Origin of the sequence: Gilvimarinus sp. DA14, from assembly GCF_024204685.1 — a bacterium.
Taxonomy (GTDB): domain Bacteria; phylum Pseudomonadota; class Gammaproteobacteria; order Pseudomonadales; family Cellvibrionaceae; genus Gilvimarinus.
On the sequence record NZ_CP100350.1, the window covers coordinates 3,669,036 to 3,691,771 of the forward strand.

The window sequence follows — 22,736 nt, forward strand, 5'->3', positions numbered from 1 at the left end:
TGGTCGGCAGCGCTTAGCCGCCGATTTGCTTTTCTTTGATTTCGTCCAGCGTTTTGCAGTCGACACACAAGGTGGCAGTTGGGCGCGCTTCCAGACGACGAATACCGATTTCTACGCCACAGGCGTCGCAAAAACCATAGTCTTCGTTTTCGATCAGCTCCAAGGTGCTGTCGATTTTTCTGATCAATTTGCGCTCGCGGTCGCGGGTGCGCAACTCCAGGCTAAACTCTTCTTCCTGGCTGGCGCGGTCAGCCGGATCGGGAAAGTTGGCCGCTTCATCTTTCATGTGGCTCATGGTGCGGTCGACTTCTTCCATCAACTCTCTACGCCAGGCCAGTAACAGCTGTTGAAAGTGCTCCAGCTGTTTTTCATTCATGTACTCTTCACCCTTCTTTTCTTTGTAGGGTGCAAAGGTGCGCAGCGTATAGCTTTCGGCTTGAGCTGAACTGTTGGGCATAGGGTAACGCCTCTCATCTCCTGAAGAACCTGCCAGACTCGCGTCTGTCAGCTTATGGTTACTGTCGCGTCTTCACGACGCTTCGCCAATCTTCCCTTACCGCCAGCGGGGGTGCAAAAGCGGAAGGAAAGCGAAGCTACCAGATTCCCTGACACCGTTCCAGTATTTTTTGCACTTTTGTGTCCGTTATTCGGCCCGGTGGTTATAATGCCCGGCTTTTGCGCAAAGAGGTGGCTATGAAGGCTGAGCAGCCGTGGCAGCAGGGAACTTTAATTCGGCGCTACAAGCGTTTTTTGGCTGATGTGGTTACCGCTAAAGGTGAACACATCACTATTCATTGCCCCAATACAGGCTCTATGCGTAACTGCATCAGCGAGGGCGCGCCCTGCTGGTATTCCCGCTCCGACAGTAAAACCCGCAAGTACCCTCACACCTGGGAGGTGGCGACCACACCGGAGGGGCATTTGGCCGGCATCAATACCGGACGAGCAAATCACTTGGTGCGCGAGGCCATAGAGGCGGGGATTATCGAGTCTCTCGCCGGTTACCCGTCGCTGCGGGCGGAGGTGAAGTATGGTGCTGAAAACTCGCGCATCGATTTTCTGCTCTCTGGGGCAGGGCCTGATTGTTATGTTGAAGTGAAAAACGTCACCTTAATGGAGCGGGCCGGCGAAGGCTTGTTTCCCGATGCGGTCAGCAGTCGCGGTACCAAACATTTGCGTGAGTTGATTAGTGTAGCCCGCGAGGGGCAGCGCGCTGTTTTACTTTTCTGTGTGCAGCACTCGGGTATCGAGCATGTATCGCCCGCCGACGATATTGATCCACTGTACGCTAAGACTTTACGAGAAGCCGCTACCGCAGGGGTCGAGGTGCTTGCCTATGGGGCAGCAATCGAGCCCGAGCACAGCGAAATTCGCTTGCAGCGGGCCCTGCCGGTGCTTTTATAACATCAGTGGTGCAGGTAAATCCCGCCGTCCACCTCGCAGATCGACAATGCCCGCAGCGCTTGCCCGGCACAAGGACCGCTGACGCACTGGCCGTTTTCAATTACAAACAGTGCGCCGTGGTTGGCGCATTGAATTAAGCTGCCATCGCTGGTGAGAAACTCGTGTTCGACCCACTCCAGGGGAATGGCCACATGAGGGCAAAGGTTATGGTAGGCGTAAGCTTGGCCCCGTTTGCGGATTAGTATTACCGCCAGGTCGGCTCCGTCGCGCTCTATTTGATAGCCCCTGCTGCTGCCCTCCGGCAGATCCGCGCTGTTGCAGATAAATGTCTTTGCGTTCACAAGCGCGGCTCGGCAAGGGTGACTTGGGCCTGACGGATTTTGCCATTGCGCACGAATTGCACTGACAGAGTGTCGCCCGGCTCGTGTTGCTCAAGCAGGGTGAGAAAGTCGTCGTGATTGCGCGTGGGGGTGTCGTTTAAGGCGATGATAATATCTCCCAGCTCGACCCGGCCCCAAGCTCCGCGTCTTGCGCCTATCAAACCCGCTTTGGCGGCGGGCAAGCCGGGTGCAACATGAAGCAGTGGCACACCTTCTACGCCGGCGCGCCTGGCCCAGTAGGCGGGGGCGAACTCAACCCCAAAGACGGGGCGGATCAGGCGGCCAAACTCAATCAGCTGCGGCACGATTTCTTTGACAATATTGACCGGGATGGCAAAGCCAATGCCGGCACTGGCTCCGCTGGGGCTGTAAATCATAGTGTTTACGCCAATCAGCTCGCCCGCGGAGTTCAGCAGCGGGCCGCCGGAGTTACCTGGGTTAATGGCGGCGTCGGTCTGAATCACATTGCGAATTTTGCGCTGGTTGGGTGCTTCAATTTCGCGGCCCAGAGCACTGACTACGCCAGTGGTGAGGGTGGCATCAAGGCCGAAGGGGTTGCCGATGGCCAGTACCTTGCGACCCACCGCCAGCTCGTCCGAATCGCCGCGCGGCAGGGCGTGCAGTTTTTCTTTCGGGGCTTCGATTTTCAGCACTGCGAGGTCTTTGTCTGGCGCCAGACCCACCACTTCGGCGGGCCAGCTGGACTGATCGGGGAGGGTGATTTGCACTTGCTGCGCGCCTTCGACCACATGGTAGTTAGTGACCACGTAGCCGTCTTCGCTCCAGATAAATCCGGTGCCGGCGCCACTGGGAATGGACAGCAAGTCAAAAGAGCGCCGGTCGCGCACCACCTGCAGGCGATTGACGTACACCACCGAGGGGCTCGCATAGTCGAAAATCTCAATGGTGTTGCGCTCGTCGTCGGTGGAGAATTTGGGCGCTTCTGACCAGGCCTGGCTGGCGTGCAGCGCAACCAAGAACACAAGGGCGACGAGTTTTTTGCTGTTAAATGTCATAGTCCTTTGCGCAGAGTGTCGATTCGATCTGACAGCGGCGGGTGACTGGCAAACAGCTTGCCCAGAGATTGCTGAAAGCCGCTGGAAATACCAAAAGCCTGCATGCTCTTGGGCATGGGGGTGGGGGCGCCAGCCTGAGTTTCAGCCTGCAGGCGCTGCAGCGCGCGAATCATACCTTCGCGACTGGCCAGATGGGCGCCCGCCGCATCGGCGCGGTATTCGCGATAGCGAGAAAATGACATCACGATCATGGTGGCGAGAAAACCAAGGATAATCTCCGCCACGATGGTAACAATGTAGTAACCGATACCCACACCGCGCTCGGTTTTAAACACTACCTTGTCCACGGTGTGGCCGATGATGCGTGCCAAAAACATCACAAAAGTATTTACCACACCCTGAATCAGCGTCAGGGTCACCATATCGCCGTTGGCCACATGTCCAATCTCGTGAGCCATAACGGCGCGGGCCTCTTCGCGGTCAAAGCGCTGCAGCAGGCCGGCGCTGACCGCCACCAAAGCGTTATTTTTGTTCCAGCCAGTGGCAAAGGCATTGGCTTGGCTGGCGGGAAAGATACCCACCTCTGGCATCCCGATCCCCGCTTTTTGCGACAAATCTTTTACGGTCTCTACCAGCCAGCGCTCATCGGGTGTGCGAGGGTTGGTAATGATTTGGGTACCGGTGGTTTTCTTGGCGATAAATTTAGACAGAAACAGGGAGATAAACGCGCCGGAAAAGCCGAATACAGCGCAGAAAATAAGCAGGCTGGTTAAATCCAACCCTGTGCCCGACTCGTTCAGAATCTGGTTTACCCCGAACAGGTTCAGGGTAACGCTTGCCAGAACCAAAACGCCCAGGTTAGTCAATAAAAACAGGCCAATTCGCAACACGGTTTAGTACTCCTCAGAGGATGCGGTTATATCGACAGATATATGCCACCTGTGGGAGATTTTTCAATAGCGGGAGAAAGAAAAATGGCCGCCCGCAGGCGGCCCAAGCAACCGTGATTAGCCAAGGCACCTGGGTGCCTTTGGTTTTACCCTTGTGGGGCAAAACCGGAGGAGAAGATCAGACAATTGACTTGCAGGAAAATTGACCGACCACTGGTAACTCGCCGCAGCGAATCGAGCCAGTGGTGTAACGATAATTATTATCATTACTGTTGTCAACCATTGCGTTGCAAATATTTAGTAAAGCGGTATCTTTTCCCGGTGGAAGCCGGGAAGAGTGCACTAGGGCCTGTTCACGCTAATTAAATGCAGCCTGTTGTGACTTAAAATTCGTCAATCAAGGCGCGAGGAGAGTGGTTTGGTTATTCCAAATGAACGACGAGCAAAGCTTACCGCATCCTGCTCTCGCGCCTCACCTGCGTCCATGCAGGCGACGCAGGGTGGCGGATTTTTAGCCGCAACCCGAAGGGCTGGAGCCAGTTTTATCCCCAGTGTTGTTGCCGATCGCTTATTTGGAATAACCAAACTTCGCTCACGGCGCCTAGCTGGAAACAAAACTGGCTTCCAGCAGGCGCATTTAATTAGCGTGAACAGGCCCTAGATTGAGCCGAGGGGGATTAAGCGGTACAGCTAGCGAGTTGGCTGTTTAGGAGTTTAATTTTTTCTGCCATCTCTTCAATCAGGCCAATACAAATATGGGGTTGGTGCTCTACCAGCTCGATAAACTCGTCTTTTTTAACTGTGAGTACGGTGCAGTCTGTGCGGGCAACAATGCTGGCAATGCGCTTTTGCCCGGTAAATACAGCCAGGGCGCCAAAGATTTCATCGCTGCGGACTTCACCTACTGTCACGCCATCGCAGACGGCGTCGGCACTGCCGTCGATCAGGCTGTACACCAAATCGGCCTCGTCCCCCTGGCGGATAATGGTCTCTCCGGCGCTGTAGCGCAAAAAACCAGCGCTGGGTTGGAATTCTTTGCGAATTTCCTGCGCCAGTGCCTGTTGCAGCCAGCTAAGTTGGGCTACCAGAAAGTAGCTCCAAAGTTTTTGCAGGCTCTGCTCGCTGCAGACGTAATTGATCAGTGTGTCGCGGTCGCAGGGCTGCAGCACTACGGACTCATCGCAGTAGTAGGTGCCGCCTGGCAGACTTAACATTCGCGTGAGGCCGAGAATATCGCCACGGCTAAACATTAAAGTGGGTTTGCCCGCAAAGCGGCAATAGACCTGACCAGACTGCACAAAGTAGAGCCGGGAATTGGGCGCGTTGGAGAAAATATCGTCGCAGGCTTGCAGGGTTACTTCCGGCGCCTCCAGAACTAAACCATCGTAAAGGCTTTGTGCGATGGTGGTAATTTTTTGCCCCAGCTCTGCCAGGGTCTCGGTTTCATGCGCCGCTAAATGCATGCTTGTGAATCTCTGAAAATTTTTGTGGTAGTGCTTTGGGGGATTCACTATAGCGAATGCGTTACTTAAGCACTACAGGTGTCAGGCGTTTTCTGTGGCCAACTTCTCGGCTTCGGCTACCAGCTCGGACTTTAGCTGTGGGTCAAGATCATTCCAGTGGACGTCCATTAGAGCACCCTGCAGGGCGTAAAGCATGACCTTGGATACGTTGATGTCGCGATCTTTAATGCGCAGGTAAGCGCCCACGGCGCCCAGCTCTTGTAAGTCACTGTATGTGCTGACCCCAATGGCGCGCAAAATATTGACGGAAGCCATGCCCAGGTTCTTTAACTGTAGCAATTCGCTTTGCTCGGTCCCCATAACCTAAGACTCCTGTTGTTATAGCTGATTTGTTATTTTCGCAATGCTGTTATTAGCATCCATTTATAGCCTCGGGTTATATTACAGTCTTAACTTGCAACTGCAAATACTTAACAAGGATTCGCTGTGCCGGGGTGTTAAAGTTTGCACCAGTGCACATCCGCGCGACTCTTGGGAATGAAAACACATGTCTGGTGAAATCTTGGTGACAGAGCGACAGGCCCTGGGGCTGGATGAAGAGCACCTTGTCTCGGTGCAGGGCAGCTGCAAAATTCATCCGCTGGTCTCGGCGCCCCTGCAGTCGCTGGCGCAGCAGTGCAGTGCCCCCGGGTGTCGGCTAGCGATTGCCAGTGGGTATCGCAGCTTTGATCGTCAGCTGGCCATTTTTAATGCCAAGGCCCGCGGCGAGCGCGAGGTGCTGGATGACCGAGGGCAGGTGTTGGATATGCAGCGCCTGAGCCCGCGCGAGCAGTTGTATGCGATTTTGCGATTCTCCGCGTTACCCGGCGCCTCGCGGCATCACTGGGGCAGTGATATGGATGTCTATGATCCCGCTGCCATGCCCGCTGATTATCGAGTGCAGCTAACCTTATCGGAATGTGTCCCCGGAGGTGTTTTCGGTGACTTGCATTGCGAGCTGGATTCCCATCTGCAGGGCAGCGACTTTTATCGGCCCTACGAGCGCGACCTGGGGGCTATTGCCCCGGAACCCTGGCATTTAAGTTATCGGCCCCTTGCCGATGCCTATGTAAAAGTGCTCTCGCGGGATTTACTGGGCGATTGCCTGCAAAGCGCCGAGTTGGAGCTTAAGCCCGTGGTTATGCGCCACCTGGATGACATATATCGCCGCTATGTGCAGCTGGAGCCTGGCAGTGGATCAAATTAAACCCAAAAGCCAGCGGCAGTTGCTGATTGACGCGCGTTTTTACCCTTTATTCTGGACTCAGTTTGGGGGTGCTTTTAACGACAATTTATACAAAAGCGCATTGATGATGCTGTTCACCTACAGCGGTCTCACTCTGTGGGGACAAGGGGTAGATGTACTCAATAATGTGGTGGCTGCGGCGCTGATTATCCCGTTTTTGCTGTTCGCACCGGTGGCGGGACAGTTTGCCGACCGGCTGGATAAGGCCGCCATGGCTCGGGTGCTCAAGCTCGCCGAAATAGGCATTATGTCGCTCGGGGCTGTCGCTTTCTGGTTACAAAGTCCCGCGCTGTTGCTTCTTGTGGTGCTGGGCACGGGAATTCAATCGGCTTGTTTCAGCCCGGTTAAGTACGCCATCTTGCCCCAACAGGTTAACAGCGCCGAGCTTACCGGCGCCAATGGGGTGCTGCACACTGGTACCTCGCTGGCGGTATTTTGTGGGTTGATTGTCGGTACTCTTGCCATGCAATTCTCCCTCGGGGCTTATCTGGTAGCGACTATCGGATTGCTTATCTCACTGGCCGGATGGCTGCTGAGTCGGCGCATTGCGCCGGCGCCACCCGCGCCCAATGCGCCAGAGTATGTATTGAATCCTTTTCGCCAAATTCTGCGCAGCTTTTCTTATCTACGTCGCAATCGTTTAGTGTTTAGCAGCGTCTTGGCGTTTTCCTGGTACTGGTATTTGGGGTCGGTTTATCTAACGCAGTTACCCAATTTCAGTCGCGAGCTTATTCACGGCGAGGGTAGTGTGGTGACCGCTTTGTTGGTAACTTTTTTACTGGGTGTTTGCAGCGGTGCGCTAGCATGCAACCGTATCAGTCGTGGACAGGTGGAGCCTGCTATCGTGCCTTTGGGTGGGTTGCTGGTGTTGGTGTTTGGCGTGGACCTAGCGCTCGCCGGGCAGGCGTTTGCAGCTGGTCGCGAGTCGCTAGCTGAGCCTTTGTATGCTTTGTCTTATCTTTTGACCCAGCCCGAATTTTGGCGAATATTGATCGATGTTTTGTTTTTGGGCGTGGCCGGTGGGCTTTATTCTGTGCCCCTGCAGGCGATCATGCAGCGCGAATCCGCCAGCGAATATAGGGCGCAAATCATCGGCGCCAATAATGTTGTTAATGCGCTGTTTATGATGGCGGCATCAGTGTCGGCCATTGTTTTTCTGGGTACATTCAACTTTACAATTCCACACTTTTTTCTCCTTATCGCCGCGGTTCACTCGGTCATAATAGTTTTGCTATTGGTGTTAGAGCCTGTGTTTTTACAGCGCGTTCGACAGCGAATTCTATCCTAAGGTGATATGCCCCTATGTTGGTTATTTTTGATTGTGACGGTGTGTTGGTGGATACCGAAACTATCGGCGCCCAGGTGTTGTGTGATTGCCTGGCCCCGCTAGGGGTTAACGTCAGCGTAAGCGAAGTTTTTGCCCTGTTTCGCGGCAAATCTATCGCTGTTTGTGCGCAGCAGGTGGCGGCGTTAATTGCCGATAACGAGCCCTATTGCAGCTGGCCCGAAGCCGAGCGCGAAGATTTCGCCACTGACTTTTGGGCACGGGTGCAGGTCGAAACTCTGCGCGCTTTTGAAAAAGGCGTCGAGCCCATCGCCGGGGTGCAAGCATTGTTGCAACACTTGCAGAAAAAGCAGATTCCTTTTTGTGTGGCTTCCAACGGTAAGCACGAAAAAATGCAGTTGTCGTTGGGCATGTCGGGGCTGGCGGAGTTTTTTCCCACCAACCGTTTTAGCGCAACGGACGTAAGCGAGGGTAAGCCTGCGCCGGATTTGTTTTTACTGGCGGCCAAAACCATGGGCGCTGCGCCGTCGGAGTGTGTTGTGGTGGAGGACTCGCCCAGCGGCGCGCGTGCTGCGCGCCTGGCGGGTATGAAACTGTACGGTTATTGTCCCGCAGAAACGGATAAGCGGACTCGCGAACAGCTGTTGGTCGAGGGTGCGAGCCTGATCGGTCACATGCATGAATTGCAGCAAAAATTATGAGATTATGAGCGCCCACCGACACCGATAGGGGGCAACTTGTCTCAGCCAGCGCAACAACCGGAGTTAATTTGGCAGGGCATTCGCCTGGAGGCGCAGGAGCTTGCCGAGCGTGAACCGGCGTTGGCCAGTTTTTATCATGCCAGTATTTTAAATCATCAAAGTTTGGCCGATACGGTCAGCTATCATCTAGCCAGTCTGCTGGATTCGCAGGCGCTACCGGCTATGTCCCTGCGCGAAGTTTTCTCTCAGGCTATGCAGGCCGACCCATCTATCGAACTTTCACTTTGCCGCGATATAGAAGCTTACTGTGAGCGCGACCCGGCCTGTAACCAGTATTTGATGCCGCTGCTCTACTTTAAGGGGTTTCAGGCGCTGCAATCTTATCGCTTTGCGCACTGGCTTTGGCAGCGAGAAAGACGTTGCCTCGCCCTGTACCTGCAAAATCGTATCTCGCAAACTTTTGGCGTAGATATTCATCCAGCCGCGAAAATTGGCTGTGGCATCATGATTGACCATGCCACAGGCGTGGTGATTGGAGAGACGGCTGTGGTGGGGGATGAGGTGTCCATGTTGCATGCGGTAAGCCTGGGCGGCAGCGGTAATACCAAGGGGGATCGCCACCCAAAAGTGGGTCGGGGGGTGCTGATAAGTGCCGGGGCAAAAATACTGGGCAATATAACTATCGGTGACTACGCCAAAATAGGCGCCGGAAGTGTGGTGTTAGACTCTGTGCCGGCGCACTCTACCGTCGTTGGGGTGCCGGCAAAGGTGGTGGGGCGGGCTAGGTCAAGTACGCCCGCGCGAGATATGAATCACTCAATTGATGACTGAGTGATGTTTGTCTCGGTTGCTTAAGCACTGCAGGACTTCGGTGCGCGTCTGCAGCATTAAACGATAGGCAGCGAGCAGTTGGTCGTTGCGCCGGGGCTCGCTTTCCAGCAAAACGATCTTCCGATTAAGGGCGGCAATATCTTTCTCGACTCGGTTTTTGATTTCTTGCCGGGCTGGGTCTTGATGCCATTGTTGGGCGGCATATCGCATATGAATACCCTCGCTTCCTTATTGCTTTGCTTACCTGGGCCATTGAGTATGGGCCCGCTCGGTTGTCCTATCCAGATCGTTTTTTCACATAAACAGGGTGCGGGGTTGGTCTTTTGGCATGAGTCAGTTATTTCGCGGTTGCCAGATGAACGCTCGAAGTTAACGCCGTGCTAATATTTGTAAAAGTGAGTCTGGGGGGCCTGTAATGGAAGATGATGCATTGTTTGATTTAGTGTTTCGCGGCGATATTGTGTTGGGACACAATCTGGAAGACGTTAAAAAACGTTTGCAACAGTTGTTTAAGGCCGACGCCAAGCGAATCGAGGCGCTCTTTACCGGGCGCCCAGTACCTTTAAAACGCAAGCTGGATAAAGCCACGGCCCTGAAATACCAGGCTGTGTTGCAAAAGGCGGGTGCCGAGGTGAATCTTGTTGCCTCATCCGCCACGGCCTCAGGCGATAAACCCGCCGCTGCGCCCCAGCGGGGTTTATCGCTTGCTCCCGTCGGTTCCAGCCTGCTGCGGCCAACCGAGCGCCAACGCCAGGTGGTCGCAGAGGTAAATGTCGCCGCTTTTAGTCTGCGCCCCGTGGGTGACTTATTGCTTGATCAAACCGAGCGGAGGCAGGGGTCTGGCGTTGCCGCCGTGGCGCCGGATTTTGACCTGGCACCCGCTGGTGAGGCGCTGCTAAGCGAAGACGAGCGCGGGGGCTTGCCTTTACCTGAGTTGGATGTAGAGGATTGGGGGCTGTCGGAGCCGGGGGCGGATTTGCTTGAACCACAAGAGCGCAAACGCGCTGAGCCAGTTGCGGTGGCCGAGCTAGCGGTGGAGCTGGCGCCGGTGGGTAGCGATTTAGGCCAGAAGAAAGAGCGGCCGCAACCTGTGGAGCCGGATATCAGTGGCTTGCGATTACAGGACTGATCAAGTCGCGCTATCCGAAACAAAAACGGCGCCGCTGATCATCAGCGGCGCCGTTTTCGGATTAAAGCTAAGGCGTTTACCTAAACCTTTTCTTAACCCTTGTTGTAGCGTTCGACCGAGTCGTTGATCTCGGCGCGGGCGGCTTCAACGCCTTCCCAGCCGTCTACCTTAACCCATTTGCCGTCTTCGAGGTCTTTGTAGCGCTCGAAGAAGTGCTCGATTCCTTTCAGGGTGATCTCGGGTACGTCGTCTACCGATTTAACTTTGCTGTACAGGGGGGTGACCTTATCTACTGGCACCGCCAGTACCTTCGCATCTTCACCGGATTCGTCCGTCATTTTCAACACGCCAATCGGGCGGCAGCGAATCACAGAGCCGGGCATCAGGGCGTGGTTCAGCAGTACCAATACGTCAACTGGGTCGCCGTCACCGCAAAGGGTGTGCGGCACATAGCCGTAGTTGCAGGGGTAGTGCATCGAGGTGCCAAGAATACGGTCGACAAACACGCAGTCGCTGTCTTTGTCTACTTCGTATTTGATGGGCTCACCGTTCATCGGGATTTCGATAATGACGTTCATATCGTCTGGCAGATTTTTGCCAGAGGGGACCTTGTCAAAGCTCATAGCAGATTTTCCGGTGTGGTTGTCAATTTCGGCCGGATTCTAACACACTCTTACCACGGATATTCAGCAAATACCCAGATCACGCTAAGCGCTCTGGGCGCGAAAGATAAGAATGACATCTGCCACGATAGCAAGCCTGTGGTGTTAACTAGGCTCTAGGGCAACAACGCCCATGCCAGGGCAATCAGTAACAGTGTGACTATGCCCCCCCAGATCCAGTTGGCGCGCGAGCCTTGAGCTGGGTAGGTAGGCTCTGTGCGGTTGCCTGGGCTGGTGGGTTTGGTCTTCCAGCGCTTGGGGCCGCTGGTCGCTTGGGGCGCTTTGCTATTATTTTCCGGCAGTTGAGGGCGCGAGCGGGCAGCGGCAATCTCCCGCTCCGGGTTAACGATGCGAAAGCTGTACACATCCACCCGCAGATGATCGCCGTGGTGAGCCAAATCGTCGCTGATGGGCTTTTCATTCACGAAGGTGCCGTTAGTTGAGTTTAAATCGCGGATACGCAGCGATCCGCCCAACAGTGCTACTTCGGTGTGGCGGCGCGACAGGTGCGAGCCTTTGATGGGGATGTCGCAGTCGCTGGCACGGCCAATCACATAGCGCTTGTCTGGCTCGATGGTAAAAATTTGACCGGTGAGCCAGCTGCCGTCAGCAATCAGTTGCCAGCCCGGGTTAACTGCTGGCAGGCGCGTGTCGGTAGCCGACAGCGGCAGTACCTTAAACTCGGCTTTGCCCAGGCGCAGCTTATCGCCTGCCTGCAGCACTTTTTGTGTTACTCGCTGGCCATTGACAAAGCAGCCGCCTTGGCTGTCATTGTCTTTTAGGGTGACCTGGCTGTCAGTGTGAACTAACTTGGCGTGCTGGGGGTCAATGTCCGCTGCGTCGATAACAATATCGTTTTGCGCGGCACTGCCCAGAGTGTAGAGTTTTTCAACGATGACAATCGGGCTTTGCTGCTTGTCCTCGCGCTGCAATTTCAGCATGATCCTAACCGCTTTAAAAGTAATGAAACGATATTAGCACTATTGCTCATTATGTCAGATTACACGCGCTAACAGCTGTACCGGGCGCCGCCCAGAGTGAGACCTACTATGCCTTTTGACGATTTTAGCGCGCCGCCCACGGCGCACAACCAAGTGATTATCCACTACTGTAACCTGTGCCGCTGGATGCTGCGCGCCGCCTGGCTGGGCCAGGAGCTTTTGAGCACCTTTCCCGATGAGTTGCAGCGGGTCAGCTTGCAACCGGGTGACGGCGGGGTGTTCGCCATCTGGCTGAACGACACCCTGGTGTGGGAGCGCCAGCGCGATGGCGGTTTTCCCGAGGCCAAGGAGCTGAAACAGCGAATCCGCGACCTGGTAAGCCCCGAGCGCGATCTCGGGCATTCGGATCGATAAAAGCCCGCAATTCCCCCATAATAGCGCCTGATTTAAGGCCGGGACTCAAGGAGCCGCAAGACCACCATGAAGGTACTGACTTCGCTTTACCAAACGCTGATCACCCGATTTCCCCGCTGGGTTTTGCTGGCACTGTTAGCGCTTACGGTGCTGGCCGCTTTCGGCTTGCCCAACTTTAAGTTGGATGCCTCGGCCGATTCACTCACCTTGGAAAGCGATACCTCGCTGGACTACTTTCGCCAAATTAATAAACGTTACCAGAGTGGCGATTTTTTGGTCGTGACTTACACGCCCCACGCCCCGATGCTCTCGGAGCAATCTCTGCAAACACTGCAAGAGCTGCAAAATGAGTTGGCTGAAGTACAGGGAGTAAAGAGCATTAACTCTATACTGACCGTACCTTTACTCTACAGTCCGATACGCACACTGGCCGAGCAACAGGAGTCCACCCGAACTTTGCTAACGCCCGGGGTGGACAAGCAAATGGCCAAGCAGGAGTTTCTGCAAAGCCCCATTTATCGTGACACCTTGCTCTCGCCCGATGAGAAAACCACCGCCTTGCAGCTAAACCTTGAGGTTAATAATCGCTACATTGAAATGGTGCGCGAGCGTGACGCGCTGCGTGCTAAGCGCAACAGTGAAGGCTTAAGTGATGAGGAAGCACAGAAGCTGGAACAAATAAGTGCCGATTTTCTCGCCTATCGCACCGAGCTGATGGCTAAAGATCATCAGCGCGTCGAAACCATTCGTGAGATTCTCAGCCGCTACGATGATAATGCCGAAGTGTTTTTAGGCGGAGTAAGCATGATTACCGCCGATATGATCGAGTTTATTCGCAGCGACCTGGTGGTATTTGGCAGTGCGATTATCGTGTTTATTATCCTGATGCTGGCGTTTATTTTCCGCCAGTGGCGCTTTGTGATTCTGCCTTTAACCGTGTGCGTGATGGCGGTGGTATCGGTGCTGGGGCTGTTAAGCTGGATCGATTGGCGCCTTACCGTTATTTCCTCTAATTTTGTCGCGCTACTGTTAATTATGACGCTCGCCATCACTATTCATCTGGTGGTGCGCTATCGCGAGTTGCACGCCCGTCATCCGCAGTGGTCGCAGCGCGAGCTGGTGCTGGCAACGGCCGGGCAGATGGCCAAACCCTGTTTGTACACCGCGCTCACTACCATTGTGGCTTTTGTCTCTTTGGTGGTCAGTGATATTCGACCGGTGATCGACTTCGGCTGGATGATGACCATTGGTCTTAGCTACGCCCTGGTATTGGCCTTTTTAATTCTGCCGGCCGCGCTGATGTTATTGCCGAAAGGTGAACCCAAAGATAAGGGCGATCAATCGGCCGCTACAACCTTGCGGTTTTCACGGGTCGCAGAACGCCATGGCAATCTGGTCGTGGGGTTTGCGGCTGTAATCGCGTTGGTTGCCGTTTACGGTATGAGCCAGCTAAAAGTCGAGAATAAGTTTATCGATTATTTCCACAAAGATACGGAAATCTATCAGGGCATGTCGGTTATCGACCAGCAACTGGGCGGCACCATCAGCTTGGATATCGTCTTGGATGCGCCGACACAAACGCCTGCACAGACAGAAGAGCCTGTGAATACTGAAGCCGCCCCGGTAGAGGATGATGAGTTTGGTTTTGATGAGCCGTTTGCCAGCACCCCCGCTAGCGATAGCGGCGATGAGTTTGACGATCCGTTTGGTGGCGACCCCTTCTCTGATTCCGAAAGTTCTGCGGCGGCGACTGAAAGCGCCTGGTTTAATCCAGTGGGTTTACAAACCGTATGCGAGCTGCATCAGTATTTGGAGTCTCTGCCTGAGGTAGGCAAAGTACAGTCACTGTGCACCATGTATCAGGTGGCCGAAGATATTAACGGCGGAAAATTGAATAACTTTGAGCTGGGCGTGATGCGCAATATGTTATCCGACGATATTCGTGGCTTTTTGCTCAACCCCTATTTGGATGACGCCAATAGCCAAACGCGAATTACTTTGCGGGTGATTGAGACAAGCCCAAACTTAAAGCGCGCCGAGTTGGTAGAACAGATTCGCGCCTATGCGCAAGAAGAGGTTGATCTGGCGCCAGAGCAGGTTAACTTTACTGGTATGTTGGTGCTTTATAACAATATGCTGCAAAGCCTGTTCAAGTCGCAAATTGTCACTTTGGGCGCGGTGTTTCTTGGCATTATGCTGATGTTCCTGATTTTGTTCCGCTCGCTGACCATCGCCATTATCTCATTGCTGCCCAACTTGTTGGCCGCCGGGGTGGTACTTGGTGGCATGGGCCTCGCGGGTATTCCACTGGATATGATGACCATCACCATCGCCGCTATCACCGTAGGCGTGGGGGTGGATCATGCGATTCATTACCTGTATCGCTTTCGCGATGAGTTTTCTCGCTGCGGCAACTATGTCGAGGCCATGCACAGCTCCCACGCCTCAATCGGCCGCGCCATGTACTACACGGCCGTTATTATTATTGTTGGGTTTTTGATTTTGACTCTCTCGCAGTTTATACCGTCAATTTACTTTGGTGCACTGACGGCCTTGGCGATGTTTGCGGCGATTTTGGGCTCGTTAACTTTGTTGCCCAAGTTGGTTCTGATTTCAAAGCCGTTTGGGAAGGAGGGCAGTTAACAGGCACTGGGGCAATGTGATTTTTTGTCAGTTTAAAGGAGTTTAAACGGTTGGATGTGCGGCGGATCCTAACGCTCTCTGAAGAGCTCTATTCACTGATGCACGAAAGTCATGAGGAAGGATATCGATTTCTCGAACGACTGGTTGCTGACTTTAGGTCCGGAGCCAATTGTTTCTCTTCGTCTGGCGAAGCCCTGTTTGGCGTTTTCCATGGCTCTGGTTTGATTGGCGTCGGTGGAGTGAATCAATGCCCTTATAGTTCGATGTCCAATGCCCGAATAAGACGAATGTATATCGCCAAAAAATATCGGCGAGTTGGGGTTGGTGCACTGCTACTCGAAACCATCGAGGGGTATGCGTCTGGCCATTTTCAAAGGGCGGTTTTATTCACCGATTCTAGGGCTGCAGCTAAGTTTTATGAGCTTTGTGGTTATTGTCCGACAAGCTCATATAAAATTTCACACGCTAAAAGTTTAAAGGCTGCTGTGAAATAGCATTGCGGTAGATCTTCTGCATGCAAGCGATGAAAAATATTGTGTTCACAAAAATAAAAAGGGCCAAATCAAAATCCGGCCCTTAAAATTGTGTTCAGCGTTCAGCGTTCAGCGTTCAGCGTTCAGCGTTCAGCGTTCAGCGTTCAGCGTTCAGCGTTCAGCGTTCAGCGTTCAGCGTTCAGCGTTCAGCGTTCAGCGTTCAGCGTTCAACGTTCACTCCTCCAAAGCCTGCTTAAACTCCCGCAAATAAGCCTTAACCCGTTCACGGTTCTCCGGTCCAATCCGCAGCATTAACTTCTGCGGCTCGGGCAGCGCCTCAATTTCTGGGTCGGCGTATTTGTACATGACAGTGGGGCGCTTCAGTGTCAGTGGCTCGTCGATATCGGGAGTCGCTAGCAGGGTGTTCACCGCCTCTAGCACTACATCGCGAAAATCGCCCTCTAAGCCCTGCTCGGCATAGGCTTCATTGAACATCGGCGCCATGCTGGTGTACATATTGGCCAAGTTTTCTGGGGGGATAGATTCCATTAGGGCAATATGTTGCTCGTAGCGCGCGAAGTTCTGCTCGGTCAGTTGATACTCCGGGTCAGCGCCGGCGGCGGTTTGGGTTACACCCATGGTGGGCAGTGGAGACATTACCGGACGGTATTGATTGACCAAGCGGCCCTCGGACACGCCAATCACGGCACGCACGGTTTTGCGCACGGTCTCCTCGGGTACCACCAGTTTCACTAGCTCGGGCGGCGCAGCCTCGCCCAGTTCAGCGGAAACAAAGTCGTCGCTCTCGTTGAGTGGCGGCAGCTCGACTGCAGGCTCGGGCTCAGGCTCCGGGGGCGGCTCAGGTGTTGGCGCGGGTTCAGGCTCCGGTTCAGGTTCGGGCTCAGGCTCAGGCTCAGGTGCCGGTGGTGCAACCGGCTGCGGTGCTGGCGTCACCGGTTGTGGCATGGGTGTGGGCGTCACGGGGGTTTCTGGCTCGGCTTCGCGGGTGCTATTCCAATAAATAAACCCACCTAAAAGCAGAATTAGAATCAGTACTACGACAATCACCAAGGTGTTGCTGGGCGACTTGCTGCTACTCATAACGGCACCTGATTTGGCTGGACATTCCTTGAAATCGTAATGGGCATTTCTTCCACATTACTAACGTTAGTGTTTTTTTGCTTGTAATACCAGACTTTGCTTAACACTGTCAGGTATTACAAGCGTTGGAATGTTATTTATCGTTATGGTTCAACCACGCAGGGCTAGGGATAGCCAGCCTTAAGCTGCTGCAGTAATGCCTCGGCCATTTTTTTGTGTTGTTCCCCAGTGGGATGCGCATCACAGTGGTCGCCTGGGTAGTAGGGTGAGTCAATGGCTGTTAGGCGCGGGTTATCAACGCGCTTAACAGTGGCGCTGATATAGTCGCGCAGCACGGTTTTCTGCGGCCTCTCAGGGTCGTCATTGTCGTTGACGATAGAGCCTTCGGTGAGGGCTATTTGCGCCTTGGGGTAGAGTGCGAGCAGGCGCTGGGCAAATGCGGTATAAGCGTCGACAAACTCTGCTTTTTCTGGCAGTGGGCCAATTCCCAGGCTGAAATCGTTGGTGCCCAGGGACACGACAATTAAGTCCGGTACAAACGCTTGTAAATCGGCTTTGGGTTGGCCGGGCTCGGGAATACTCAGGTCAAAAAATTGGGGTGCCTGCAACTCCTCGGTATTGCCGTTCCAGCTGCGGATCACGCCGCGGCCACCGTAACACACCAGCTGTGTCTCGGCGTTTAGTGCTTCACCCAGTAGCATGCCGTAGCTGTGGTCGGAGTCCGGTTGACGCGGGTTATTGTCGCAGTCGAGCTCGCGCGGAGTGTAAACGCCTTCGCCACAGGTGACCGAATCGCCAATCACCAGCAGCTTGCGAGCCGGGGCAGTGGGCGGTGCGAGAAACTCGCCGCCGCGCAATTGGAAACCCTCCACCGAGACCATACCTCGCCAGGTTTCGCCCACGTGGCTGACGCGAATATCCTGCTCTGCGCGGGCATTTTTTGTGAGGGTGTAGGAGGTCGGCTCGCTGGTAATCTGCAGACGCACTGGTGGCTGGTCGTTAATACTCACGGCCATCCAGCTTTTTCCGGAATTGCTGTGCGCCCGCATGGTGAGCGTGCCGCCGGAAATACGCAGGTTGGCACTGACGCTAGGATAGCCGAAAGTTACCTGAGCGTTCTCTGCTACGTGGCGTCCACTCCAGCGGATGTGCTCATCCGTTGCCGCTATGCTGGTGCTGCGGGGCGCGCTGGCGCAGCCAGCGAACAGTGCCACACACAGAACCGTTGCTACCAATTTCAGTGACATGGGTTACTCCTCTCCCAGAGTGCTTTGGACCACTGGCAGGAGAGATGTAATCCACAAGCTGTAGCCGTTGGCGTTGGGGTGCAGGTAATCACCCATTACCTCTTTGCTGATGCGCCCGTCTGGCTGTAAAAACACCTCGCCAAAGTCATAAAAACTGACTCGATTATTCTCGGCCAGGGTTTGCAATAACGTGTTTGTGTCCTTTACCCATTGGCGCTCGGCAGTGCCAGGTTGTTCGCCGAAAGGCAGTATTGCCTGCAGTATCACTTTGGCATTGGGGTAGGCTGACAGAGCTTCATCTAACAGCTTTTTTACACCAGTAAAAGTGTCTTCGGGGGTGGCTTTGTTGTGCAGGTAGTTGTTTACCCCGGCCATCATCACCACCAGCTCGGGGTCTAGTTGCTCCACATTGCCATGGGCAAAGCGCCATAGCATGTTTTGCGTTAAATCACCGCCGATGGCGAAGTTGACCGCTTGCAGTGGGGCGAAATGCTCTTGCCAGATTTGGTGATCCCAGCCCTCGGTGATGGAATCACCGAGAAACACAATGCGCGCTTCGCCTTGTTCAGCCAGGGCGACATCGGCGGCGTGGCGTTGGTACCAGCCTGATACGCTCATCCAGTCGAATTGTTTGGTGCGCGGTACGGGTTGCACCGATAGCGGGGCAGCGCACGCAGTTAACGAAAAGAAACCGGTTACAGTGGCAAGGCTTAGGGCGGTTAGGGTTTGGCTCAGTTTCATATGGGTTCTCTTTGGTTGGTGCTTGTTAAATTATTGCTTTTCGGGGCGGCGCTGAAGTCAGGTTAAAGCTTCAGGCCCAGGCGGATGTTAGCAGGTTGCAGGCTTGATGTGCCCGCCAGCGCTAGTACTAAGTCCAGCAAATCATCCCAAGGATCGGCATTGCGCATACCTTTTATGGCGCGATCAACGCCGCCTGCCTGGCGCAGCAGAAGTTCCAGCTGCGGACGTTTGAGACGACGCAGAGCCGCGCCAAATAAGTTCTGGCGTTTGGCCCATACGCCGGCCTGCTTCATTGCCCAATCCGGGTGCTTACCCTGCTCGGTTTGGCTGGCCACCTGCAGCAGTTGGCGGATATCCCGGGTGAGTGCCCAGAGCACGGCAGGGGCTTCGGTGCCCTCGGTTTTCAAACCTTGTAGGCTTTTTACGGCCGCCCGTGCGTCACCGGCCAAAGCCCGGTCGGCAAGGCCGAACACATCGTAGCGGGCGCTGTCGGCAACCACTGAGGCCATCAGTTCGGTGCTGATCTGACCGTCCGGGGCAAGTAATTTTAGCTTTTCGATTTCCTGGGTGGCGGCGAGCAGGTTGCCTTCAATGCGCGACACCAGAAGCTCAATCGCGCCTCGGTCCGCATTCAGGCCGGCCTGCTGCAGCCTTTGCCCGATCCACCGCGGCAGTTGCGGTGGATCTATGGGCCAGATGGGAATATGCGCGCCTACACTGTCCAGCGCTTTGTACCACTTGCTGCGGGTGGCGGCGCTGTCCAGCTTGCCGGATACGATAAGCAGTAAGTTGTCCTCGCTAGGGGTCGCGGCATATTCGCTCAGGGCGCGGCTGCCCTTGTCACCCGGCTTGCCGTTGGGAAGACGCACTTCTATCAGTTTTTTGCTGGCAAACAGCGACATACTGGCGGCTGCGTCGTGCAGCTGGCCCCAGTCAAATCCCGGGTCTACATGGTGCAGTTCGCGCTCGCTAAAGCCCTGCTGACGCGCGGCTTGGCGAATCGCGTCGCAGGCCTCTTGCACCAACAGGGGTTCATCGCCACTGACCAGATAAACCGGCGCCAGGCGATCCTGGAGCGCACGGGGTAGCTGGTCGGGTCGAATTCTGGCCACGGCTTAAGGGGTATTTTCCTGGAGAATAAAATAAGTGCGGCGCAGAATCTGCCGCGCCAGGTCGCGCCGCATTTCACCGAGCAGTAAATCCTGCTCGCGCTCTAAACCGGTGGTATCCGTGGCATCGTAAGAACGGCTAATGCTCGCCTGTTCTTGTTGGCTGATCAGCGCGCCATTGGCGTCTAACAATTGGTAGTTGATGCTCAGACGCAACTCGAAAGCCGCAGCCAAACTGTCAGCGCCCACACCCACCGTGCGCCGGCGCAGCTCCTCTTCAGCCAGCGCCAGGGTGTAGTCGGCGTCTTGCTCGACGACCTGGATGTCCTGATCGAGCAGGGCCTCTTCCAGCTCGCGCAGCAATTGCGTGTGCTGCTCAGCCGACACAATGCGGATGTTGTCGATGTCCAGTGGCGGCATTAAAGAGCCGCGCAAATGCCAGCCGCAACCTGCGAGCAGGGCCAGCATCAGTGCTGCCAGGCACAAGGGCAAGGGCTTCATCAGTTGGCCACTATGTTAACGAGCTTGTTGGGTACCACGATCACCTTGCGCACGGTTACGCCCTCAAGAAAGCGCTGCACATTTTGCTGGTCCATGGCCATGGCTTCGATGTCGGAGCGCTCGGCGTCTACCGGCACTTGCATTTTATCGCGCACCTTGCCGTTAACCTGCACCACAATTTCAATCGCCGAGCGCTTCAGAGCCGCTTCGTCCAAAGTGGGCCAGGGGGTGTCCAGCGGAATTTCACTGTGCCCCAGTTGTTGCCACAATGCTTGTGAAATATGCGGCACGATAGGCGCCAGCATTAGCACGCTGGCCTCCAGTGCTTCGCGCTCCACGGCAAGACCCAGCTCATTACTACGATCGGCCAGTTTGCCCACGTCATTCATCAGCTCCATCACGGCGGCGATGGCGGTATTGAAGGTTTGCCGGCGGCCGTAGTCGTCGCTGACCTTGGCAATGGTTTCGTGAGTCTTGCGGCGCAAATCGCGCTGCTGCTCGCTCAGATCATCCAGGTTCAGCTCGCCAGGCGTGCCGGCGGCCAGATGGGCGTGAATGGTCTTCCACAAACGGCGCAAAAAGCGGTTGGCGCCTTCCACACCCGAGTCGCTCCACTCCATGCTCTGCTCGGGCGGGGCGGCGAACATTGAGAACAGGCGCACAGTGTCGGCGCCGTACTCTTCGATCAGCTCGGCCGGGTCGACTGTGTTGCCCTTGGATTTACTCATCTTGGCGCCGTCTTTAAGCACCATGCCCTGACACAGCAAGCGGTCGAAAGGCTCGTCCGACTCCACCAAACCTTCGTCGCGCATCAGCTTGTGGAAAAAGCGCGCGTACAACAGGTGCAAAATAGCGTGCTCAATACCGCCCACATATTGATCCACTGGCAGCCAGTAATTGGCGGCGTCGGAGTCCAGCATGCCATCGGCAAAATTAGGACAGGTGTAGCGGGCGTAATACCAAGACGACTCCATAAAGGTGTCGAAAGTGTCGGTTTCGCGCTCGACCTGCTTGCCGTCGAATTCGGCTTTGCGCCATTCTGGGTCGGCCTTAATGGGCGATTGCACGCCGTCCATCACCACGTCTTCTGGCAGCAGCACGGGCAGCTTGTCTGCCGGTACTGGAATCTCGCCGCCGCCAGGCAAGTTGAACATGGGGATGGGAGCGCCCCAGTAGCGCTGTCGGGATACACCCCAGTCGCGCAGGCGATAGTTGGTTTGCACCTTGCCTTTTTTCGCGGTTTTTAACGTTTGTGCGATAGCGTCAAAGGCGGCTTTAAAGTCCAGGCCGTCGTATTCTCCCGAGTTCACCAGAACGCCTTTCTCTACAAAGGCTTCTTTATTCAGATCGATCTCGCCGCCGTCTTTGGGGGCGATAACCTGTTGCACTGGCAGATCGTATTTCTGCGCAAACTCAAAATCGCGCTGATCGTGTGCAGGTACGGCCATTACCGCACCTGAGCCGTAATCCATCAGCACATAGTTGGCGATCCACACCGGCACTTCTTCATTGGTTATGGGGTGCAGCGCTTTCAGGCCGGTGTCCATGCCTTTCTTTTCCATGTTGGCCATATCGGCCTCGGCCACGGATTGCTCTTTGCACTCGGCCACGAACTTGGCGATCTCTTTGTTCTCTGCGGCCAGCGACTGCGCGATCGGGTGCTCCGCCGCGAGGCTCACGTAGCTGACACCCATTAAGGTGTCCGGGCGGGTGGTGTAGACCTCAAAGCCCGTGTGCTCGGCGAACTTGGCCGACAGGTCAAAGCGCATCTCGATGCCGCGGCTCTTGCCAATCCAGTTGCGCTGCATGGTTTTGACCTGCTCAGGCCAGTGCGGCAACTTATTTAAGTCCTGCAGCAGTTCGTCGGCGTAGGCCGTAATGCGGATAAACCACTGGGGGATCTCTTTGCGCTCGACCACCGCGCCGGAGCGCCAGCCGCGCCCATCAATGACTTGCTCGTTGGCCAGTACGGTTTGGTCCTCTGGGTCCCAGTTAACGGTGGCCATTTTTTTATACACCAGGCCCTTTTCATAAAGGCGGGTAAAAAACCACTGCTCCCAGCGGTAGTAATCGCTCTGGCAGGTGGCCAGTTCGCGGCTCCAGTCAAAGCCAAAGCCGAGTTGCTTAAGCTGGCCTTTCATATACTCGACGTTGGAGTAGGTCCACTTGGCTGGAGCTGTGCTGTTCTTGATTGCGGCGTTTTCCGCCGGCAGGCCGAAGGCATCCCAACCCATGGGGTGCAATACGTTTTTACCCTGCATACGCTGAAAGCGGGCGATAACATCAGAGATGGTGTAGTTACGCACATGTCCCATGTGCAGCTTGCCGCTGGGGTAGGGGAACATGGCCAGGCAGTAAAACTTCTCCCGGCTGGTGTCTTCGGTCACGGCGAAACTCTGGTTTTCTTCCCAGTACTGTTGGGCCTGGGTTTCCACCTCGGCGGGGTGATATTGCTCTTGCATTGTGGGCTGAGATTCCCTGCGGTTGTTGGATGAAAATAAAGATGCGGCATTATAGGGG

At 55.0% G+C, this 22,736-nt stretch carries 24 protein-coding genes; 9 read left to right on the forward strand and 15 right to left on the reverse strand.

All coding sequences use genetic code 11. The annotated features are described in order from the left end of the window. Nucleotides 1–13: 13 nt before the first annotated feature. The gene (dksA, locus tag NHM04_RS16035) at nucleotides 14–457 is read right to left on the reverse strand and encodes an RNA polymerase-binding protein DksA (RefSeq protein WP_254264762.1); all 444 of its coding nucleotides are present in this window, start codon (nucleotides 455–457) and stop codon (nucleotides 14–16) included. A 236-nt stretch (nucleotides 458–693) separates the two neighbouring features. Between dksA and sfsA the strand changes: the two genes are divergently transcribed. Beyond that, nucleotides 694–1,404: a DNA/RNA nuclease SfsA gene (gene sfsA, locus NHM04_RS16040; RefSeq protein ID WP_254264763.1), complete on the forward strand. Its 711-nt coding sequence runs from the start codon at nucleotides 694–696 to the stop codon at nucleotides 1,402–1,404. Nucleotides 1,405–1,406: 2 nt separating this feature from the next. Here the strand turns inward: sfsA and NHM04_RS16045 are convergent, their stop codons facing one another. The 5 genes from NHM04_RS16045 to NHM04_RS16065 form a co-directional block, all read right to left on the reverse strand. Continuing rightward, nucleotides 1,407–1,745: a Rieske (2Fe-2S) protein gene (locus NHM04_RS16045; RefSeq protein ID WP_254264764.1), complete on the reverse strand. Its 339-nt coding sequence runs from the start codon at nucleotides 1,743–1,745 to the stop codon at nucleotides 1,407–1,409. Continuing rightward, nucleotides 1,742–2,800 carry a S1C family serine protease gene (locus NHM04_RS16050; protein ID WP_254264765.1) on the reverse strand — a complete coding sequence of 353 codons (1,059 nt, stop codon included), beginning with the start codon at nucleotides 2,798–2,800 and terminating at the stop codon, nucleotides 1,742–1,744. The genes NHM04_RS16045 and NHM04_RS16050 overlap by 4 nt, the downstream gene beginning before the upstream one ends. Continuing rightward, on the reverse strand, nucleotides 2,797–3,690 hold the full coding sequence (gene htpX / locus NHM04_RS16055) for a protease HtpX (RefSeq protein WP_254264766.1): 894 nt from the start codon (nucleotides 3,688–3,690) through the stop codon (nucleotides 2,797–2,799). Before htpX ends, NHM04_RS16050 begins: the two co-directional genes overlap by 4 nt. Nucleotides 3,691–4,367: 677 nt before the next feature. Then, a complete protein-coding gene (locus NHM04_RS16060; protein ID WP_254264767.1) occupies nucleotides 4,368–5,153 on the reverse strand; it encodes a Crp/Fnr family transcriptional regulator in 786 nt (261 codons plus the stop codon). An 81-nt stretch (nucleotides 5,154–5,234) separates the two neighbouring features. Continuing rightward, on the reverse strand, nucleotides 5,235–5,513 hold the full coding sequence (locus NHM04_RS16065; RefSeq protein ID WP_254264768.1) for a TfoX/Sxy family protein: 279 nt from the start codon (nucleotides 5,511–5,513) through the stop codon (nucleotides 5,235–5,237). A gap of 187 nt (nucleotides 5,514–5,700) precedes the next feature. Between NHM04_RS16065 and NHM04_RS16070 the strand changes: the two genes are divergently transcribed. Genes NHM04_RS16070 through cysE form a run of 4 tightly spaced genes read left to right on the forward strand, consistent with a single transcriptional unit; the run spans nucleotide 5,701 to nucleotide 9,255 of the window. Then, entirely contained in the window at nucleotides 5,701–6,399 is a 699-nt protein-coding gene (locus NHM04_RS16070) for a M15 family metallopeptidase (RefSeq protein WP_254264769.1), read from the forward strand. Then, nucleotides 6,386–7,726 carry an MFS transporter gene (locus NHM04_RS16075; RefSeq protein WP_254264770.1) on the forward strand — a complete coding sequence of 447 codons (1,341 nt, stop codon included), beginning with the start codon at nucleotides 6,386–6,388 and terminating at the stop codon, nucleotides 7,724–7,726. The genes NHM04_RS16070 and NHM04_RS16075 overlap by 14 nt, the downstream gene beginning before the upstream one ends. 14 nt (nucleotides 7,727–7,740) lie before the next feature. Continuing rightward, the gene (locus NHM04_RS16080; RefSeq protein ID WP_254264771.1) at nucleotides 7,741–8,424 is read left to right on the forward strand and encodes an HAD family phosphatase; all 684 of its coding nucleotides are present in this window, start codon (nucleotides 7,741–7,743) and stop codon (nucleotides 8,422–8,424) included. Between the two features lie 36 nt (nucleotides 8,425–8,460). After that, entirely contained in the window at nucleotides 8,461–9,255 is a 795-nt protein-coding gene (gene cysE / locus NHM04_RS16085; protein WP_254264772.1) for a serine O-acetyltransferase, read from the forward strand. Here the strand turns inward: cysE and NHM04_RS16090 are convergent. Continuing rightward, complete coding sequence (locus tag NHM04_RS16090) at nucleotides 9,241–9,465, reverse strand: hypothetical protein (RefSeq protein WP_254264773.1); 225 nt, start codon at nucleotides 9,463–9,465, stop codon at nucleotides 9,241–9,243. The genes cysE and NHM04_RS16090 overlap by 15 nt on opposite strands. A 205-nt stretch (nucleotides 9,466–9,670) precedes the next feature. Between NHM04_RS16090 and NHM04_RS16095 the strand changes: the two genes are divergently transcribed. After that, on the forward strand, nucleotides 9,671–10,384 hold the full coding sequence (locus NHM04_RS16095; protein ID WP_254264774.1) for a hypothetical protein: 714 nt from the start codon (nucleotides 9,671–9,673) through the stop codon (nucleotides 10,382–10,384). Between the two features lie 92 nt (nucleotides 10,385–10,476). Here NHM04_RS16095 and ppa read toward each other — a convergent pair whose 3' ends face one another. Both ppa and NHM04_RS16105 read right to left on the reverse strand, forming a co-directional pair. Beyond that, entirely contained in the window at nucleotides 10,477–11,007 is a 531-nt protein-coding gene (gene ppa, locus NHM04_RS16100) for an inorganic diphosphatase (protein ID WP_254264775.1), read from the reverse strand. A 155-nt stretch (nucleotides 11,008–11,162) separates the two neighbouring features. Beyond that, nucleotides 11,163–11,987 carry an FHA domain-containing protein gene (locus NHM04_RS16105; protein ID WP_254264776.1) on the reverse strand — a complete coding sequence of 275 codons (825 nt, stop codon included), beginning with the start codon at nucleotides 11,985–11,987 and terminating at the stop codon, nucleotides 11,163–11,165. 108 nt (nucleotides 11,988–12,095) lie between these two features. Here NHM04_RS16105 and NHM04_RS16110 point away from each other — a divergent pair, with 108 nt between their 5' ends. The 3 genes from NHM04_RS16110 to NHM04_RS17415 all read left to right on the forward strand — a co-directional run bounded on the left by NHM04_RS16110 (nucleotide 12,096) and on the right by NHM04_RS17415 (nucleotide 15,538). After that, nucleotides 12,096–12,401 (forward strand): SelT/SelW/SelH family protein, encoded by a 306-nt coding sequence (locus NHM04_RS16110; RefSeq protein WP_254264777.1) that lies wholly within the window; start codon nucleotides 12,096–12,098, stop codon nucleotides 12,399–12,401. 66 nt (nucleotides 12,402–12,467) lie between these two features. Further along, nucleotides 12,468–15,044: an RND family transporter gene (locus NHM04_RS16115; RefSeq protein ID WP_254264778.1), complete on the forward strand. Its 2,577-nt coding sequence runs from the start codon at nucleotides 12,468–12,470 to the stop codon at nucleotides 15,042–15,044. Between the two features lie 98 nt (nucleotides 15,045–15,142). Next, nucleotides 15,143–15,538 (forward strand): GNAT family N-acetyltransferase, encoded by a 396-nt coding sequence (locus tag NHM04_RS17415; RefSeq protein WP_371872557.1) that lies wholly within the window; start codon nucleotides 15,143–15,145, stop codon nucleotides 15,536–15,538. Between the two features lie 213 nt (nucleotides 15,539–15,751). Here the strand turns inward: NHM04_RS17415 and NHM04_RS16120 are convergent, their stop codons facing one another. The 6 genes from NHM04_RS16120 to leuS all read right to left on the reverse strand — a co-directional run bounded on the left by NHM04_RS16120 (nucleotide 15,752) and on the right by leuS (nucleotide 22,678). Beyond that, complete coding sequence (locus tag NHM04_RS16120; protein ID WP_254264779.1) at nucleotides 15,752–16,618, reverse strand: DUF3014 domain-containing protein; 867 nt, start codon at nucleotides 16,616–16,618, stop codon at nucleotides 15,752–15,754. A gap of 164 nt (nucleotides 16,619–16,782) precedes the next feature. Further along, nucleotides 16,783–17,865 (reverse strand): SGNH/GDSL hydrolase family protein, encoded by a 1,083-nt coding sequence (locus tag NHM04_RS16125; RefSeq protein WP_254264780.1) that lies wholly within the window; start codon nucleotides 17,863–17,865, stop codon nucleotides 16,783–16,785. 3 nt (nucleotides 17,866–17,868) lie between these two features. Beyond that, nucleotides 17,869–18,606, reverse strand: coding sequence for a GDSL-type esterase/lipase family protein (locus tag NHM04_RS16130; protein WP_254264781.1), 738 nt, complete (start codon nucleotides 18,604–18,606; stop codon nucleotides 17,869–17,871). 62 nt (nucleotides 18,607–18,668) lie between these two features. Further along, nucleotides 18,669–19,718: a DNA polymerase III subunit delta gene (gene holA, locus NHM04_RS16135; RefSeq protein ID WP_254264782.1), complete on the reverse strand. Its 1,050-nt coding sequence runs from the start codon at nucleotides 19,716–19,718 to the stop codon at nucleotides 18,669–18,671. Nucleotides 19,719–19,721: 3 nt separating this feature from the next. Next, complete coding sequence (gene lptE / locus NHM04_RS16140; RefSeq protein ID WP_254264783.1) at nucleotides 19,722–20,216, reverse strand: LPS assembly lipoprotein LptE; 495 nt, start codon at nucleotides 20,214–20,216, stop codon at nucleotides 19,722–19,724. Beyond that, nucleotides 20,216–22,678 carry a leucine--tRNA ligase gene (leuS, locus tag NHM04_RS16145; RefSeq protein ID WP_254264784.1) on the reverse strand — a complete coding sequence of 821 codons (2,463 nt, stop codon included), beginning with the start codon at nucleotides 22,676–22,678 and terminating at the stop codon, nucleotides 20,216–20,218. The genes lptE and leuS overlap by 1 nt, the downstream gene beginning before the upstream one ends. Nucleotides 22,679–22,736 lie beyond the last annotated feature (58 nt).